General features: G+C 58.5%; 15 protein-coding genes. 8 read left to right on the forward strand and 7 right to left on the reverse strand.

Annotated features, from left to right (window positions below; genetic code table 11):
* Window positions 1-7: 7 nt before the first annotated feature.
* Entirely contained in the window at window positions 8-598 is a 591-nt protein-coding gene (locus tag ACIQT8_RS10710) for a HupE/UreJ family protein (RefSeq protein WP_138791125.1), read from the reverse strand.
* 229 nt (window positions 599-827) lie between these two features.
* On the opposite strand from ACIQT8_RS10710, the gene ACIQT8_RS10715 reads away from it, so the two are divergent.
* The 5 genes from ACIQT8_RS10715 to leuA all read left to right on the forward strand — a co-directional run bounded on the left by ACIQT8_RS10715 (window position 828) and on the right by leuA (window position 6,133).
* Window positions 828-1,412, forward strand: a complete 585-nt coding sequence (locus ACIQT8_RS10715; RefSeq protein ID WP_178340853.1) for an ATP-dependent Clp protease proteolytic subunit — start codon at window positions 828-830, stop codon at window positions 1,410-1,412.
* Window positions 1,413-1,692: 280 nt separating this feature from the next.
* Window positions 1,693-2,208, forward strand: a complete 516-nt coding sequence (locus tag ACIQT8_RS10720) for a sigma-70 family RNA polymerase sigma factor (RefSeq protein ID WP_400965416.1) — start codon at window positions 1,693-1,695, stop codon at window positions 2,206-2,208.
* Entirely contained in the window at window positions 2,205-2,852 is a 648-nt protein-coding gene (locus tag ACIQT8_RS10725; RefSeq protein WP_400965021.1) for an NrsF family protein, read from the forward strand. Before ACIQT8_RS10720 ends, ACIQT8_RS10725 begins: the two co-directional genes overlap by 4 nt.
* Before the next feature lie 85 nt (window positions 2,853-2,937).
* A complete protein-coding gene (locus ACIQT8_RS10730) occupies window positions 2,938-4,122 on the forward strand; it encodes a benzoate/H(+) symporter BenE family transporter (RefSeq protein ID WP_138791122.1) in 1,185 nt (394 codons plus the stop codon).
* Between the two features lie 301 nt (window positions 4,123-4,423).
* Window positions 4,424-6,133 carry a 2-isopropylmalate synthase gene (gene leuA / locus ACIQT8_RS10735; protein WP_138791121.1) on the forward strand — a complete coding sequence of 570 codons (1,710 nt, stop codon included), beginning with the start codon at window positions 4,424-4,426 and terminating at the stop codon, window positions 6,131-6,133.
* A gap of 102 nt (window positions 6,134-6,235) precedes the next feature.
* Here the strand turns inward: leuA and ACIQT8_RS10740 are convergent, their stop codons facing one another.
* Window positions 6,236-7,189 carry a metallophosphoesterase gene (locus ACIQT8_RS10740; protein ID WP_138791120.1) on the reverse strand — a complete coding sequence of 318 codons (954 nt, stop codon included), beginning with the start codon at window positions 7,187-7,189 and terminating at the stop codon, window positions 6,236-6,238.
* A gap of 81 nt (window positions 7,190-7,270) precedes the next feature.
* Here ACIQT8_RS10740 and ACIQT8_RS10745 point away from each other — a divergent pair, with 81 nt between their 5' ends.
* The gene (locus ACIQT8_RS10745) at window positions 7,271-7,747 is read left to right on the forward strand and encodes an NUDIX domain-containing protein (RefSeq protein WP_400965419.1); all 477 of its coding nucleotides are present in this window, start codon (window positions 7,271-7,273) and stop codon (window positions 7,745-7,747) included.
* Here ACIQT8_RS10745 and ACIQT8_RS10750 read toward each other — a convergent pair whose 3' ends face one another.
* Window positions 7,748-8,740, reverse strand: a complete 993-nt coding sequence (locus ACIQT8_RS10750; protein ID WP_400965022.1) for a glutathione S-transferase family protein — start codon at window positions 8,738-8,740, stop codon at window positions 7,748-7,750. It lies immediately after the preceding gene.
* A gap of 293 nt (window positions 8,741-9,033) precedes the next feature.
* Here ACIQT8_RS10750 and ACIQT8_RS10755 point away from each other — a divergent pair, with 293 nt between their 5' ends.
* Both ACIQT8_RS10755 and ACIQT8_RS10760 read left to right on the forward strand, forming a co-directional pair.
* Window positions 9,034-9,603 carry a GNAT family N-acetyltransferase gene (locus ACIQT8_RS10755; RefSeq protein ID WP_400965023.1) on the forward strand — a complete coding sequence of 190 codons (570 nt, stop codon included), beginning with the start codon at window positions 9,034-9,036 and terminating at the stop codon, window positions 9,601-9,603.
* An 81-nt stretch (window positions 9,604-9,684) separates the two neighbouring features.
* Window positions 9,685-10,998 (forward strand): MFS transporter, encoded by a 1,314-nt coding sequence (locus ACIQT8_RS10760; protein WP_400965024.1) that lies wholly within the window; start codon window positions 9,685-9,687, stop codon window positions 10,996-10,998.
* 20 nt (window positions 10,999-11,018) lie between these two features.
* Here ACIQT8_RS10760 and ACIQT8_RS10765 read toward each other — a convergent pair whose 3' ends face one another.
* From ACIQT8_RS10765 to ACIQT8_RS10780, 4 genes are all read right to left on the reverse strand, one after another.
* Window positions 11,019-11,432, reverse strand: a complete 414-nt coding sequence (locus ACIQT8_RS10765) for a GNAT family N-acetyltransferase (RefSeq protein WP_400965025.1) — start codon at window positions 11,430-11,432, stop codon at window positions 11,019-11,021.
* Window positions 11,433-11,536: 104 nt separating this feature from the next.
* The gene (locus tag ACIQT8_RS10770; protein ID WP_400965026.1) at window positions 11,537-13,618 is read right to left on the reverse strand and encodes a hypothetical protein; all 2,082 of its coding nucleotides are present in this window, start codon (window positions 13,616-13,618) and stop codon (window positions 11,537-11,539) included.
* A gap of 1 nt (window position 13,619) precedes the next feature.
* On the reverse strand, window positions 13,620-16,427 hold the full coding sequence (locus tag ACIQT8_RS10775) for a DUF4159 domain-containing protein (protein ID WP_400965027.1): 2,808 nt from the start codon (window positions 16,425-16,427) through the stop codon (window positions 13,620-13,622).
* Entirely contained in the window at window positions 16,424-17,338 is a 915-nt protein-coding gene (locus tag ACIQT8_RS10780; RefSeq protein WP_262523112.1) for a DUF58 domain-containing protein, read from the reverse strand. Before ACIQT8_RS10780 ends, ACIQT8_RS10775 begins: the two co-directional genes overlap by 4 nt.
* Between the last annotated feature and the right edge of the window lie 20 nt (window positions 17,339-17,358).

The raw sequence follows: 17,358 nt of genomic DNA on the forward strand, positions 1-17,358 counted from the left end.
AATGACCTTAGCCGCCGAAGACGAGCGAAAGGCCGGCAAGTGCTGTCAGGGCGCCGGCGGCACGGGCAGCGATGTTACCGAAACGGCCAATGCCAAGACCAAGGGCGATACCGGCGGCATGCAGGATTGCGGTTGCGATCATGAAGCCGATACCAAACTGCAACGCGCCCGCGCTGCCAAGTTCTCCGCCATGTGCATGGCCGTGAAAGAGGGCAAAAATGCCAACGACCGCCGCCGCTGCAGCGGTAGGAAGCTTGGCTGCCATGGCAACGAGCAGACCAAGGCCGATGACGGATGCCAGAATGGCAGGTTCTACGAATGGCAGATCGAGGCCGGATACGGCCAACAGGAAGCCGATTGCCATTGTGCCGACGAAAGCGGAGGGAACAATCCAGAGTGCTTTGCGGTCGTTTTGGGCAAACGCTATCTGTGACGCCCAGATGCCGACCGCGACCATTGCCAGAATATGGTCAGCGCCGAAGAACGGATGCGACACACCGGCCATGAAAGAGCCATGCTCTTCCGGGTTGAGGTGCGCGAAAGCGGGCAGGGTGGTCAAGCCAAGTGCGGCTGCGGTAAAGCTCAGTTTTTTGAGCATGGTTCCCTCTTTGATCTTTATCGCCGGCCAAGGAGCTTGGGGCATCTTCGAACCGGCAGGCAATGCAACATTGGCAACGATATCGTAACTGTGAAGAAATTGTCCATGCGTCATCTGCCGGTGCCGTTGTTTATTCTGTGGTCCGAAACCTTGCCTTTTTCGCTCATTGCCTTACGTAACAAGTCGCACTATGTCCGAAGGGCATGCATAGAATTACGCTGGAGAGCCGTTGATGAACGAAGACGAAGACGACAAGAGCAAGGAACTGCCGATCGGGAAGGAAACGGAAGCGAATCTTTTCAAATCGCGTTCGATCTTCATCTATGGCGGTATCACTCAGGAACTGGCGCAGAAAGTCTGCACGCAGCTCGTGGCTTTGGCTGCAGCCAGCGACGAAGACATTCGCGTTTACGTGAATTCGCCGGGTGGCCATGTCGAATCGGGTGACTCCATCCACGACATGATCAAGTTCATCAAGCCGAAGGTATACATCATCGGGACCGGTTGGGTCGCTTCCGCCGGCGCGCTGATTTACGTCTCTGTTCCGAAAGAGCGCCGCCTTTGCCTGCCGAACACCCGCTTCCTGTTGCACCAACCCTCTGGTGGCACGCGCGGCATGGCGTCCGACATCGAAATTCAGGCCCGCGAAATCATCAAGATGAACGAGCGCCTGAACAAGATTTTCTCCAAGGCAACCGGCCAGCCGGTCGAGAAAATTGCCAAGGATACCGACCGTGACTACTGGCTGTCCGCTGAGGAAGCCAAGGATTACGGCCTCGTCGGCAAGATCGTCGAGAACCAGTCAGAACTCTGAAAGCACCCGCTTTTCGGTTGAATACAAGCCCGCACTGCACTGCAGTGCGGGCTTTTCTTTTTGCTGACGGCTCAGACCGACTTCATCGTGCCGCTATGGCTTCTGTACACGAAGATTTCCATCATTCATGTGCGTGGTTTTGGTCTCGACGTAACGCCTCACGGTGGTGTCATCGTTTTTCGGTCGAAAAATTTTTGTATTTGCGTGTAACAATGTCGTTCTGCTTTCGAATGAACCTGCAGAAAAGATGACAAGCACCGTTACGGAAGAGACTTTGAAGATGCTGATGCTGCGTTCCCTTGATGGGGACGAGGGCGCTTACAGGCATTTGCTCCATGCCCTTCGGACGTTGCTGGTGGCCTATTATGGGCGACGCATGATCCCCGGCATCAAGGCCGATCTTGAAGATCTCGTGCAGGAAACGCTGTTGTCGCTGCATGACCGTCGTGAGACCTATGATCGGACGCGGCCATTTACCGCCTGGTTTTTCTCGATCGCCCGCTACAAGCTTATCGATCATTATCGGGGCAGGGGCGGGCGGATGTTGGCCGAAGTTGAACTCGATGAGACGCTGGCGGCGGATTCGTCTGTGGATGCGGTGACGGCCCGCATGGATGTGGAAAGGTTGCTGGAAAGCCTGCCGCCGCAACAACGAGAGTTGATCCGCAATGTAAAACTTGAGGGGCAATCGATTGCCGATGCTGCCATCAAATCAGGTCAGACAGAGTTGGCGGCGCGCGTGGGTATTCACAGAACACTGAAGGCGTTGGCGCAGAAACTGCGAGGAGAAACGTGAAAAAGACGGATGACATCATCGAGAGCCTGACGCGCGATCTTCAGCCAGTGCCTGCGCATGCCCTGGAGCGGCGGCTGGTGTTTGCCGTCTTTCCCGCCCTATGTGTCTCGTTGCTGCTGTTGCTCGTTTTTCTCGGTCTTCGAAGCGACATGATCGAAGCCCGGACCGAGTTGGCGTTCTGGATCAAGTCCGCTTACAACGCCCTGCTGGCCGCCATCGCTTTTGTTGCGTTCATACGCCTGTCCCGCCCGGACGGAGACCGGGGCTACTTTTTTGTCTGGGTATCGCTGGTTCTTGCCGCAATGGCCGCCATCGCGCTCGTGCAATTGGGGTTTGCCGTCCCGGATGCCTATCGGACGCTGATTATCGGATCGTCTGCACTCCATTGCCCGATCTTGATCGTGGCTTTTGCTTTGCCTGTTTTCCTCGCGAACCTCTCGGCTCTCAGGCGGGTTGCCGCCCCGGCCAGTCCCCGCCTCGCTGGTTTTGTCGGCGGCATTGCCGCCGGCGCATCGGGTGCCTGGGTCTATTCATGGTTCTGCACGGAAAATGGCATGCCTTTTGTGTTGATCTGGTATTCTCTCGGTATTTTCCTGACGGGCTTGATCGGAGCTTTTGCCGGCCGTCGCTTGCTGCGCTGGTAGGATGAGTACCCTTTCATTTTCAGTGCGGCTTGCCAGTGCCCGCTTTTTTTGATCTGCAGGTCAGACGAAAAATCCGAGTCCCGCCATGCTGAAAGATCTCTCCGTCCAGAGCCTGTTCATGGGTTGCCTGACCGCTTTTGTCGGTTTCGCCAGTTCCTTCGCCGTGGTGCTGCAGGGGCTGAAAGGTGTCGGTGCAACGGACTATGAGGCAGCATCCGCACTGATGGCGCTTTCTGTGGCCATGGGTCTTTGTGCCATCGTTCTGTCAGTCTCGACGAGACTGCCAATCAGCATAGCGTGGTCGACACCGGGGGCCGCACTTCTGGCCACCACCGGTGTGATCGATGGCGGCTTTCCCGCCGCCGTGGGCGCTTTCATCATTTGCGCGGTCCTCATCATCATCGCTGGACTTTTCAAGCCGCTTGGTCGGGCAGTGGCCTCGATCCCGGCGCCGCTTGCCAACGCCATGCTTTCTGGTGTGATCATTGGCCTGTGTTTTGCTCCTGTCAAAGCCATCGGTTTCAACCCGGCGCTCGGTTTGCCGATCATCCTTGCCTGGATCGTAGTTGGGGCTTTCAAGCGGCTTTATGCCGTCCCGGCTGCACTCGCCGCCTTCGTTCTGGTGATGGTTTTCGGTGTGGAAATCCCGGCTGGCGCACTCGACAGCCTGGCACAGTCGCTGGCGCCGCCGATAGAGTGGGTGACGCCGACCTTCAATCTGCAGGCGGTCATTTCGATTGCGCTGCCGTTGTTCATCGTCACGATGGCATCGCAGAACATTCCCGGTATCGCCGTCCTGAAAGTCAATCACTACGATCCGCAACCTGGACCGTTGTTTGCGACCACCGGCCTGTTTTCCCTGCTATCGGCGCCTTTCGGTGGCCACGCTGTCAATCTTGCGGCCATTACCGCTGCCATGTGCGCGGGCGAGGATGCCCATGCCGATCCGAAGCGACGGTACTGGGCGGCGATTATCGCGGGCATCGGTTACATCATCCTTGGCCTCTTGGCTGGTGTGGTGACGGCATTCGTGGCGCTTGCTCCGCCCATTCTCATTCAAGCCGTTGCCGGCCTTGCGCTGGTTGGTGCTTTTTCCGGTTCGGCGGTTGCTGCCTTCAAGGATGCCGAGACGCGTGAGGCGGCTGCCATCACTTTCCTGATTACCGCTTCCGGCCTGTCTTTCGCGGGGATCTCCGGTGCTTTCTGGGGCCTGCTCGGGGGAGGGCTGATGATGGCTCTGACCGGCTTTGTGAAACGAATGAAAAATTAAACTTGCTCTTGCAACAGAATATTTCGCCGCTTATAAGCTCAGGCATGACCAATTGCATCGCAACCTTTTTCGGCATGAAGGCGCAGATTTCTGCGAACGCTTCGCCATGCGGTGCACTCTCGCTTCTTAGCCTCGACCTTACACGCGGTTGCCGGGTCCAGTGAGGAGCGCCCGGCGGCCGAAAGCCCGCTGGTGCGAACGCTCCTCAACTCGAAATCTCATTTGATATGATTTAGGCCCGTAAGGGGTACGCATCCGCCGATAGCCGACGAGCATCGTGGACGCGGAAGGAGCAAAGACAATGGACGCCAAGACCAACACCGTTTCCAAGGGTATGCCGGACGCGAACGTAAAGTATCGCCCTTATCCGACCATCAACATTCCCGACCGTACATGGCCTTCCAACACCATCACCAAGGCGCCCGTATGGTGTTCGGTGGACTTGCGCGACGGCAACCAGTCGCTCGTCAATCCGATGGGACATGATCGCAAGGCGCGCATGTTCAAGCTGCTGCTGGATATGGGCTTCAAGGAAATCGAGATCGGATTTCCGTCCGCCTCGCAGACTGACTTCGATTTTGCCCGCTGGTGCGTGGAAGAAGGCAATGTTCCGGATGACGTGTCCCTGCAGGTTCTGGTGCAGTGCCGTCCTGAACTGATCACCCGCACCTTCGAGGCGCTGGAAGGTGCGAAAAATCCGATCATCCACTTCTACAACTCCACCAGTGAATTGCAGCGCCGTGTCGTGTTCGGCAAGGATGTTGCCGGTATCAAGCAGATCGCCGTCGATGCCGCCAAGATGATTACCGATATGGCGGCCAAGGCCGGCGGTGGTTATCGCTTCGAATATTCGCCGGAAAGCTTCACCGGCACGGAGCTGGACGTTGCTCTGGAGATCTGCAACGCCGTGATCGCCGAGATAAAGCCGACGGCCGACAACAAACTCATCCTGAACCTGCCGTCCACCGTGGAGATGGCGACACCGAACATCTATGCCGACCAGATTGAGTGGATGTGCCGCAACATCGACAACCGCGAAAATGTCATCATCTCCCTGCATCCGCACAACGACCGCGGCACGGGCATCGCTGCAACAGAATTGGCTCTGATGGCGGGTGCTGACCGTGTGGAAGGCACGCTGTTCGGCAACGGCGAGCGTACCGGCAATGTGGATGTGGTGACACTGGCATTGAACATGTATACGCAGGGCATCGATCCAGGCCTGGATTGCCGTGATATCGAGCGTATCAAGTCCGTCTATGAATATTCCAACGAAATGACGATCCCGGAACGTCACCCTTACGTCGGCGAGTTGGTCTATACGGCGTTTTCCGGTTCGCACCAGGACGCGATCAACAAGGGCATGAAGGCCATCAAGGTTGCCAATCATCCGGTATGGGAAGTGCCCTACCTGCCGATCGACCCCAAGGATGTCGGTCGTTCCTATGAGGCGATCATCCGCATCAACTCGCAGTCCGGCAAGGGTGGCATCGCCTATATTCTCCAGCAGGACTACGGCTTGAACCTGCCGCGCAACCTGCAGGTCGAGTTCCGCGAAGACATCCAGCGCATTACCGACGAAGAAGGTGTGGAACTGCCCGCCAAGCGTATCCATGAGCGTTTCATGGAACGTTACGTCACGCAGCCCAATGCACGTCTGAAATTCGTGGATCACCACACTTATCCGGCAGGTGATTTCAAGGGTGTGCGCGTCGTCGCAGCAGAAATTACCGACAATGGCGAGGTCAAGCGTATCGAGGGCAAGGGTACTGGTCCGATTGATGGCTTCATCAACGCGCTGTCGGTCTACCTCGGCATCGACCTGTCGGTAAATGACTACTCCGAACATTCCCTGCAGCACGGTTCCAACGCGTCGGCAATCGCCTATGTCGAAATGGAGCACCCTGGCGGAAAACTGTTCGGTGCTGGTGTTAACACCAACATCGTTGGCGCTTCGCTGGAGGCCATCGTATCCGCTGCCAACCGCGTTCTGGAAGAGCGGGCGAAGTAACAGCCGATCCAGTCCTTTACGGGGCTTCGACATCATCCTCGCCGCTGAGGCGAGGATGACAAATGTGGCACTGTCAGAGCCGCGTGGCGGCCCTGGCTGATGTCAGTCGCGATCCAGCCGGGTAAAGCCTAGCGGACGACCGTTTTCGTAAAAAACGCGAACATCTTCCAGCTCAACTCCGGTTGCGGCTTCGTTGAGACTGTGGCGCTCACAGGTTACGTTCCACGCCCCGGCTTCACCCGTAATGTTAAAGAGATTGTAGGCTGCACGCGGTTTTTCGCCACCTGGGCCCTGGCTTGCAGACGCGATCCCGACAACGGGAATATGGTCGCGGCCATGGTGGGTGTTCAGCCAGTATACCGTGTTGAGATGGGTATGACCGTGAAGCACGAGTTCTGCGCCGCCGACACCGAGCGCGCCTGCAAACCGGCGAATGCCGATCATGCGCTTATGGGTTGCCGCAGCTCCGCGGATCGGTGGGTGATGGATCATCACGACGCGAAACAAGCCCATCTCGCCGGCCTTTTTCAGAAGGTCCGCCGTGGCACGGGCCTGCCTGTTGCCGAAATATCCCGTCGCGGAAAATGGCGGTGTTGCAATCGAGGTAGAGCAGCCGATGAGTGCGACAGGTCCGCGGACACGCATGTAGGGGAAAATCTTGCGATCCTCGTCCCATTCATCGGGATCGCCATCACCGCGCACATAGGGGTACCAGGCATGCATGGCCTTGTCGTGTGCACCTGAGACATAGGCGTCGTGGTTGCCGGGAACGACCGAAGTCGTTTCTGGCGTGCCAACCTCTTCGAGCCAGTCGGCGGCAGCGCGGATTTCGATGCCGGTTGCAAGATTGACGAGGTCACCGGTAATCGCCAGATGATCAGGCGCTTTCGTCTCGAGATCATCAAGCAGTTTTTCCAACGTATCGGTGAAAAGATGCTTGCGGCGATTGCGATGCCAGTTAACAAAACCGGTGATGCGTTTTGATGCCAGTTCCCGGAAAGTAAGCTTCGGCAACGGGCCGAGATGTATGTCTGAAATATGCGCGAGTTTGAACATGGCGGCAGAGATACCCTATGATATGCAGCGCGTCCAATGAAAGCCTGACGCCGGAGAAGAGCGCGAGTGAACCAAGAAACAATGCCCCGTGATACGCGGCCGTTCCATTCACGGGTGTTGATACGCCTGCTTCATTTCATTTTTCTGTTCACCCGCGGTGCAACCGTTGGTGTCAGGGCCGCATGCTACGATGAAGAGGGGCGGATTTTTCTCGTCAGGCACACTTATCTGGCTGGTTGGTACCTGCCGGGCGGCGGCGTTGAACGCGGTGAGACAGTGGCGATGGCGCTTCACAAGGAAATCCGTGAAGAGGGAAATCTCAAGGCTGTCTCAAGCCCCGAGCTGGTGCATCTCTACCTCAACACGGAAGGGAGTAACCGCGATCATGTGGTTCTCTATCGTTTGCAGGTCGAGCAGACCGCGCCGAAGAAACCGGATCACGAGATCGTCGAAAGCGGTTTTTTTGCACTGTCGGAATTGCCTGACGGTGTAACGCCCGCCACTCGCCGTCGCCTTGCGGAGCTCGCAGGCGAGGCGGCGTTCAGCGACTACTGGTAATCAGCCAAGACTGTGCCGCTCACGCGGCGTGCTCAGATCCAGTTCGGGTCCGACGGGAACGATCCCTGTCGGATTGATGGTGCGGTGGCTGCGGTAATAATGCTCCTTGATGTGGCGCATCTCAACCGTCTCTGGCACGCCCGGCGTGCGGTAGAGGTCACGCAGATAGCCCGTCAGGTTCGGATAGTCGTGGATGCGGTGTATGTTGCACTTGAAGTGGCCGACATAGACAGGATCGAAACGGACGAGTGTAGTGAACAGCCGCCAGTCCGCCTCGGTCTGGCTTGAGCCGAACAGGAAGCGACGGTCTCTCAGGCGTTGCTCCAGCTGATCGAGTGTCTCGAACACCTTCACAACGCTTTCCTGATAAGCCTCCTGCGTAGTGGCGAAGCCGGCCTTGTAGACGCCGTTATTAACGGTGTCGTAGATCAGGGCGTTCAGCGCATCGATGTCTTCGTGCTGTGCCTTGGGGTAAAAATCCGCAGTATTGCCCGTCAGCTCGTCGAAGGCACTGTTGAACATGCGGATGATCTCCGCGGATTCATTGGAAACGATCGTTTCGGTCTGTTTATCCCACAGCACGGGAACGGTGACGCGACCGGAATATTTGGGATCGGCCTTGGTGTAGAGTTGCGAGAGCGCTGAAAACCCAAAGAGATGGTCTTGCGTGGCGCCGGGTGTGCGAGTGCTCTCGGTTTTGAATTCCCAACCTTTTTCCAGCATCAGCGGGTCGACGACTGAAACAGAAATAAGATCTTCAAGCGACTTCAATTTGCGGAAGATAAGGGTACGGTGTGCCCACGGGCATGCGAAAGAAACGTAGAGGTGATAGCGGCCGGCCTCAGCCTTGAAGCCGCCGTGGCCGGAGGGACCTGGAGCACCGTCCGCCGTGATCCAGTTACGGAACTGCGAAGCGCTGCGCTTGAAGTGCCCCTTGGTTTCCTTGGTGTCGTACCAGACGTCCTGCCATACGCCTTCCACCAACATGCCCATGATTGTCTCCTTGTACGTTTCCTCACGCCAATCTTAGCCGTTTCAACCAGAATGTGCATCCGTGCCACGGTGAACAATGCGTTTCCGCATCATTGTCGGAGAATGGATCACTTGTCATATTTGTTCTGGACGATCGGAAATTTTCCTGATAATTGCGATTTTCATAATTCTGAGGAAATTATCGACCATGATCGAAACACGGATGCTCCGACGACGCTGACGCTCCTGAACGCCTTAACCGGCGCAGCCGTCATCTATTGTCGTATCAGCATTCTGGAAGTTTCGGTCTCTTCATGTCCAAGCACGAACTGGTCTACCTCACCGAGGACGCGTCGCACGACGCCATCATCGAAATCATCAACGAAGAAGCTTTTGGCCCGGGTCGCCACACGCGGGCTGCTGCGCGTATTCGTGAGCAGGGTCCACATGACCGGCTGCTGTCTTTCATCTGCGCCGATGATGGTGAAACGATCGCTTCGGTGCGGATGACACCTGTTCTTGCCGGCGAAGTGAAAGGCCACATGCTTGGGCCTCTTGCTGTACGGCCGTCGCACAAGAACATGGGTATTGGACGGGAGCTGGTGCGGATTGCCATTGCTGCGGCGAAACGCAAGGGTTCTGAAGCGGTTATCCTGATTGGTGACCCGCCGTATTACATGCCGCTCGGTTTCGAAAAGGTCGCTTACGCCGCCTTGGATTTCCCCGGACCTGTCGATCCCAACAGGGTGCTGGTCGTGCCGCTTGGCACGGATGTGCATCAGCGGCTGAAGGGCAAGATTGGCTGGCGCAAATGTGATGCCGTCATGGCAGAGTCCGAGACGGACAGCGAAGCCTTCGAAGAGCCGCTGCGGGCTTACGCCTGAACGTAAATCTCAGTCCCTGTACTTGACCGTTCACCAACCGCAACCTAGCAATCTGATGTCGATTTCGGCGAGGGGAGCAGGATGACGGCGATCACAATGAATGAGGCGCTGGAGCGGGCAGGAGCAGGTTCGTATCAGCGGCGGTTGATGGGCATCTTTGGCCTCGTCTGGACGGCGGATGCCATGCAGGTTCTGGCGGTCGGGTTTACTGCGGCCTCCATTGCAGCAACTTTTGGTTTGACTGTTCCGCAGGCGCTGCAGACCGGTACAGCGTTTTTTCTTGGCATGCTGATTGGCGCGGCCGTTTTCGGGCGCCTGGCCGATCGTTACGGTCGTCGCCGGGTTCTGATCGTCACGGTGGCATGTGACGCCGTGTTCGGTCTATTGTCTGCCTTCTCGCCGGATTTCACCATTCTGCTGGTGCTACGCTTTTTGACCGGCGCTGCCGTTGGCGGCACCTTGCCGGTGGATTACGCGATGATGGCCGAGTTCCTGCCAGCGAAAAATCGCGGCCGCTGGCTTGTTCTGCTCGAAGGGTTCTGGGCCATCGGCACGCTAATCGTTGCCCTGGCTGCGTGGGCTGCGAGCCTGGCTGGCGTCCTTGATGCCTGGCGTTACATTTTCGTGGTGACGGCCGTTCCGGCCATTCTGGGTTTTGGTTTGCGATTTCTGGTTCCCGAATCACCGCTTTACCTGTTGCGAAGCGGCCGCCTGGATGAGGCGAAAGAGGTAGTGAACCGGATGCTCGAGGCAAACGGCAAGCCGCTTCTGGACTTTGGAACGCGTCTTGTCCAACCGGAGGCGGTAAAGGGCCAAGGTGTCTTTTCGCCCGCGCTGAGGCAACGCAGCATCATGATCCTGGCGATCTGGTTTCTTGTCTCCGTCTCATATTACGGCATCTTTACATGGATGCCGGCACGCCTTGCTGGCGATGGCTTCGGTTTCGTGCGCGGGTATGGGTTCCTCGTGCTTGTGGCTCTGGCGCAGATCCCCGGTTACGCGCTTGCCGCTTATGGTGTCGAAAAATGGGGACGCAAGCCGACTCTCATCGGCTTCTGCCTGCTTTCGGCACTCGGCTGCCTGTTGTTTACGGTAGCACCCAGCAGCCTGATGGTCGGTGCTTCACTGCTCATCATGAGTTTTGCCCTGCTTGGCACGTGGGGAGCACTCTACGCTTATACGCCGGAGCTTTATCCGACCGAATCCCGCGCCACCGGCATGGGGGCGGCTGGAGCCATGGCGCGTCTCGGCGGGCTTATGGCGCCTTCGATCCTTGGCTATGCCATTGCACAGGGCTTCGGTTTTGCTGTGGCGATTTTTGCGGGGCTTCTGGTCTTGGCAGCACTCGCGGCAACAAGGATCAATGCCGAAACGCGACGCACAGCGCTCGCATAAGCTGCGCTACGCGCGATCGCCTAGAACCGCTTTTCAAGCCAGGTAATCGACTGGCCACTGGAAAGCGGTGAGAGCGCACCGATCCTGGTGAAACCCGAGCGCTCGTAGAGCCTGAGAGCGTCGGGATTCATTGTGTCGATGTAAGCACCTATACAACCACGTTTTTTTGCCTCTTCCTCGGCCATGGCGAGAAGTTTGGGACCTGTTCCCTGTCCGCGCATATCTTCGGGCACGAACAGCAACTGCACATAAAGCCAGCCGCGACCGGTGTACCCAACGAGGCCGCCAGTTACGGTGCCGTCATCGTTGCGGATGGTGATGAGGAGCTCACGCCGATCACTCTCGCCAAAACGGGCGACATTATATGCCACCAGCGGGTCACGAATCGCCTTTTCGGCTTCCGCATCCGCGACGTCGCTCAAGATAAAATCCATTTTCGGCCTTCCGTGGAATTGTCTTCCCGGAAGAGGAAATGAACCATCCTTGCGTCTCGCGCAATTGCGAATTGGGAGCTATGTGTTGTTTGCGAAAGCCGGTTTTACCGGCCTTCGCGCCACCAGAGTGCCGAGAAGGCAAGGAGAAGGGCGGCAAGGCCCGCAAACCCTGCAAAGAGTGGCAACGTATTCACGCCCTTCAGGACCGTCTCATCGGTCATGCGGATCAGCATGCGATCGTCATCAGCGACCCTGATATCCCCGCGCACCGGCAGGATATCGGGCAGTGCAACGCGGCCTGAATTATCGGCGACACGATGAATGCTGCCCTTGGTGGCATCCACCAGCGGCCGCAGGGTTTCGGTGGTGGAGATCATCGCCTTGAACTCCGGTGCGTCGACTGCACCGACATGGACGAGGGTGGTAAAATCACCGTTCTTGATTTCGAACAGGCCGGTTTCGTCCATCCGCCGCTCGATCTTGTAAAGACCGGGTTCGGTGCTGGTGAAGGCCATGTTTTCCGTCTTGCCGGACGGGAAGGTGACCGAGGCCTGACCTGGATCGTCACCGATCGTCTGACGGGTGATTTCCAGCGTGCGGCCATTGGCGCGCGCTGTCAGCGCCTCTTCCTCGAGTTCCGGCTCCTTCATCAGCCAGTGCGCGATGCGCCGGTACAGTGCAACGTGCGGGCCACCGCCTTCGAAACCGCGCGCCCAGAGCCAACCCTGGTCTGACAACAGCATCGCGACGCGGCCTTCACCCTGACGATTGAGGACGAGAAGCGGATCTTGTCCGTCGCCGAGCATCACGGTCTGGCCCTGCGGCGGGTCGACGCTGATGGTGCGGAACCAGCGGCCCCAATGCGGTGGCTCTTCACCGGAACCATCCAGACCACGGGTGACGGGGTGTTTCTTGCCGGCTTCTGAAAGGCGCGGATAGAAGGCAGACTGATGCACTTGTCCAGTCGGCTGGGCTGGCAGTACGGAAGCAAGCGGCGTCATGGCGATCGAATCCTGCCCGGCATGTTCCGGACCCGCCGCGATCAGCAGGGCACCACCCTTTTCGACGTATTGGGCGATGTAGTCATAATAGAGGATCGGCAGCACGCCACGATGCTGGTAGCGATCGAAGATGATGAGATCGAAGTCCTCGATCTTTTCCACGAACAGTTCGCGGGTGGGGAAGGCGATCAGCGACAGTTCGTTGATCGGCGTACCATCCTGTTTCTCCGGTGGGCGGAGAATGGTGAAATGCACGAGATCGACGGAGGCGTCGGATTTGAGAAGATTGCGCCAGGCCCGTTCGCCTGCATGAGGTTCTCCTGAAACGAGCAGCACACGCAGGTTCTGACGAATGCCTTCGATCAGATGAACGGCGCGGTTGTTGGCAGTTGTCACCTCGCCGGGAAGGCCTGCGACCGAGAACTCCATGACATTGTTGCCGCCGCGCGGTACCCGGAAGCTGAACGGCGTCGGCTGACCGGGCGTGGCCTGCAGCGTGGCGATTTCCTCACCGTTCATCTTCACCGTCACCTCTGCGGCGCCGCCTTGCGAACGGCCGTCGTCGAAGACGCGGAAGGTCAGTTGCTGTTCTTCGTTGACGATGCCGAAGCGGGGGGCGCGGACGATTTCGATACGGCGATCGAATTCATCGGCCTTACCGGTAATCAGACCATGTATCGGAGCGCGGAAGCCGAGTGCCTGCTCCGCATTCGGCGAGGCATTCGGAATATCGTGGATCTGTCCGTCGCTGAGGAAAATTGCGCCGCCGATGCGAGACGGCGATACGTCCGAGACGGCAGAAGAAAGCGCCGAGAAGAGCTGCGTCGCCGGGGCATCACTTTCGGCATCGTCACGCACTTCGACGATGCGGGGTTCGATGCGTGGAAAACGCGACAGGCGATCACGCAGGCTCGCAAGAGCCTGATCCGTCATCTGTGGCCTGTCCTGCACGTCCTGGCTTTGCGAACGATCGACGATGACGGGAACGATGGTCGAGAGCGGCTCACGTTCTTCGTTGGTCAGAAGCGGATTGGCTATGGCAAGCAAAAGAGCGGCGAGCGCCAGCCCGCGCAGCCATGCACCGCGAACACCACGCCACAGGCCGATAACGGCGAGCGCCAGCGCGGCAACAGCAAGAACGGCAATTACGATCCAAGGCAGGAAGGGGGCGAAGGTCAGGTTCATCTCATTGCCCCAGTCGTTCGAGTAGGGCCGGAACGTGAACCTGGTCAGCCTTGTAGTTGCCGGTCAGCATATACATCATGATGTTGACGCCGGAACGGAAGGCATGTTCACGCTGCAGTTCGTCCGGTGGTACAGTCGGCAGAACGGGAGCACCTTGCTGATCGATCGCCCATGCGCCGGCAAAATCATTGCCGGTGATCATGATCGGCGTCACGCCATCGCCCGATGAAGACAAGCCAGAGGTTGTCTTCGCAGCACCCTGGCGGGATTCGACCCAGAGCGGTGAGCCATTGTAGCGCCCCGGGAAATTGGTGAGCAGGTAGAAAGAGCGCGTCAGAACATGGTCTTCCGGCACCGGCTCCAGCGGTGGAATATCGATATTGGCGAGAATGGCCTGCAGGCGTTCACCATTGGGCGTCGAATTGCCATTGTCGAGCGACGAGAACTGGTCGCGCGTATCAAACAAGACGGTTCCGCCCGCCCGCATATAAGCGTCGATCCGTGAAATGGCGGCGCTGGAGGGCATGGGGGCGGTCGCGGACACAGGCCAATAGATAATCGGATAGAAGGACAATTCGTCCTTTGAGATATCGAGGCCGACCGGTTGGCCGGGTTCCAGCGTCGTGCGCCAGGTCAGGAACTCGCTCAGACCCTGCAATCCCTGCTCCGAGATGCGATCCACATCATCCTCGCCAGTGCGGACATAGGCAAGGTGTGTCGTGTCCAGGCGTTCGAAGATCTGTTCGTCACCGGATTTGGGATCGTCAGCACGCGCCTGTTGCGGCGAAAGGGTAGCGAAGCCTGATAAGGCAAGAAGCACGACGGCGGCGGCTGAGCCACGTGTCTTGGGGAAACGCGCGAAAGCGCCGTTCATGAAAAGCACGATCAGGCTGTCTGCCACCAGCATGAGAAAGGCGGCGATGAACAAGGCGGGGCGTAGCGATTTTGCCGTTTCTCCAACCAGTGCCTCAGTCGTCGATGCTCCCGCAGGGGTCGTGTTCATTGGACGAAGCGTTGCTCCGGCGGGAAGAAGATTGAGCGCCACGAAGCCGTCCTCCGTACCATAAAGGCCAGGTGGGTTGTCGAAACCTGTACGCGGTTGCTGTCCAGCGCGGATTTCAAGCGGGCGGGCAGAGCCGATTTCCGCCGACAATGCGCCCTCTGCCGTCAGCAGGCGATAGGGCGGCAAAGCTGCTGCAGGCGCATTGGCGGAGGCCGATGCGCCGCCTGCCTGTGATAGCTGGACGATACGGCGAAGCATCTCGACGAAATGACCGGAGATCGGCAGGTCCGACCAGCTTGCTTCAGCGCTGACATGGAACAGAACAATGCGCCCGGCTTCGATATTGCGCGTTGTCACGAGCGGTGTGCCGTCGGCGAGGCTTGCCCATGTGCGTTCGGCAAGGTCAGGCGTCGGCTCTGCAAGAACCTGCCGTTTGACAAGGATGCCGTCGGCTTTCGGCATGCCTGCAAAGGCGCCGAAATTGGGGAAATCGGCCAGCGGCTGCGGCTCGGCCCAGGAAAGTGCACCGCCGAGCGCGCGTTCACCCTGACGAAGCGTAACGGGAACCAAAGGATCGTCTGCCGGGGCAGCGGCAAGACGCGGTCCCGCGAACCGGATCAGCGTGCCGCCGCCTGCAAGCCAGCGCTGCACCGGCTCGTAGGTTTCCTGCGGTAAACGACCGATGTCCGCCATAACGATCACGGACGGATTTGACTGCAGAATTTCCGGAATTGCCTGCGAGAGATCAGCTTGCCTTTGCGGGATCAAATCCGCATAGGGCTGGAGGGCGCGGCTGATATAATAGAGTGGCTGCAGGAGCGGTTGGAAGTCGTTGCCGGTTTCTCCAGCAAGCAGCGCAACACGGCGGCGACGGAAGCCGTCATCCAGGAGATGAGCCGAACCGGCGGTCGAGACGCCCTCAAGGGACAGGCGCGCAAAGTCGTTGCGCAGTTCGAAGGGCGCTTCTACGGTTGCCGTTGTCTCAGCATTTCCTGCGGCAAAATCTGCAATGCCGTTTGCGAGAATACGGCCCTGGCTGTCCTGTGCATTGACAACCAGACGCTCCGGCGATGAGGCCTTGAGCCGCGAGACGATCACGCTCATTGCATCGGCATTGTTGGTTGCTGCAGTAATGGCCGTAACGTTATTGCCGTCACCTTCGACGAAACGAAACTCGGCGGGTGACAGGCTAGCAAATGTTGCAAGTGCCGTTTCGTCCTGCGGTGTTGCCACACCGTCGGCGATATAGACAAGTGTGCCTGGCGTCGTGCCATTCAGCGCCTCGGTCACGGCCTCGGCTGTCCGCGTGCGATCCGGTACCAAAGGTTTCGGCCTTGCTGCCGCAAGTTTTTCCAGCGCAACAGCCGTCGTTGAGGGGACGGCATCATGGTCTGCGTCCGCGGTGAAGCTGATCGACACCGGCCGTTCGGCCCGTTCCGCATCGCCAATCAAGGCTTTTGCGGTTTCGACACGACGATCCCAATCCGGCGCCGCCGCCCAACTGTTATCGACGACCATCACCAGAGGTCCAGTGCCCGCCAGCGTATTGTTACGCGGGTTCATCACGGGATCGGCCAGTGCGAGAATAACAGCTGCGGCCAAAGCCATGCGCAGCAGCGTCAGCCACCACGGACTTTTCGAGGGCGTTTCTTCTCGCTTCAGCACGGTGGCGAGGATTTTCAGCGGCGGAAAGATTTCCGCCTTCGGACGTGGCGGAGTGAGCCGCAACAACCACCATATGGCTGGCAGCGCCAGAAGACCGAAGAGGATGTAGGGACTGGAAAAAACGAACGGCAGAAAGCTCATCGACGACCACCGCCTTCCGCCGGAGATCCGGACAGATACATATGGACGGCGACAAGTGCTTCGGAGGCGAGATGGTCGGTGCGGTGGAAGACGAAGTTCCAGCCCAGGCGACGCAGCGATGACGACAAGGCTTCGCGGCGGGCTAGGTACGCTCGGGTGTAGTCCTCACGGATCGTTTCGGCCCGGCCGGATACGAGTTTCTCTCCCGTTTCCGGGTCCGTAAATTCTGTACGGCCGGAATAGGGGAACATCTCCTCTGCAGGATCGGCGATTTCGACGACATGGCCACGAAGGCTGCGGCGTGCCAACGGCGAGATGCGTTCCATGACGCTTGCCGCATCATCGAGAAAATCACCGATCAGAACGATATCGCTGGCGCCACGGATCATGCCTGTTTCCGGCAGACCATTCGTCACCGGCGCGTGCATGATGGCGGTGGCGAGGCGCTCCGCTGCGTTTCTGGCCGAAACCGGCTCCATGATGCCAGGACACCCGATGCGCTCTCCCGATCTGGCGAGAATTTCCGCCAGCGCCAGCATCAGAACCAGCGCGCGGCTTTCCTTGGAGACAGTGCCGAGCGTCGATTTATACATCATCGACGGTGACATATCGGCCCAGAGCCAGATGGTATGCGCCGCTTCCCACTCCCGCTCGCGCACATAGGTATGATCGTCGCGGGCCGAACGCCGCCAGTCGATCCGCGACAGGCTTTCACCTTCCGCGTAGGGGCGGAACTGCCAGAAGTTCTCACCGACACCGCGTTTGCGGCGTCCGTGCCAGCCGGCGATGACGGTATTCGCGATACGCCGCGCTTCCACCATGCAATCGGGAACAAGGGCTGCGCGTTGCTGCGCGCGCGCCAATACCTCGGCTCCGGGTGTCTGCTTTACGATCTGGCCGATGGACGCCACATGCGCTCCTTTTTAACAAT

Source organism: Agrobacterium sp. NPDC090273 (assembly GCF_044772305.1).
Classification (GTDB): domain Bacteria; phylum Pseudomonadota; class Alphaproteobacteria; order Rhizobiales; family Rhizobiaceae; genus Agrobacterium.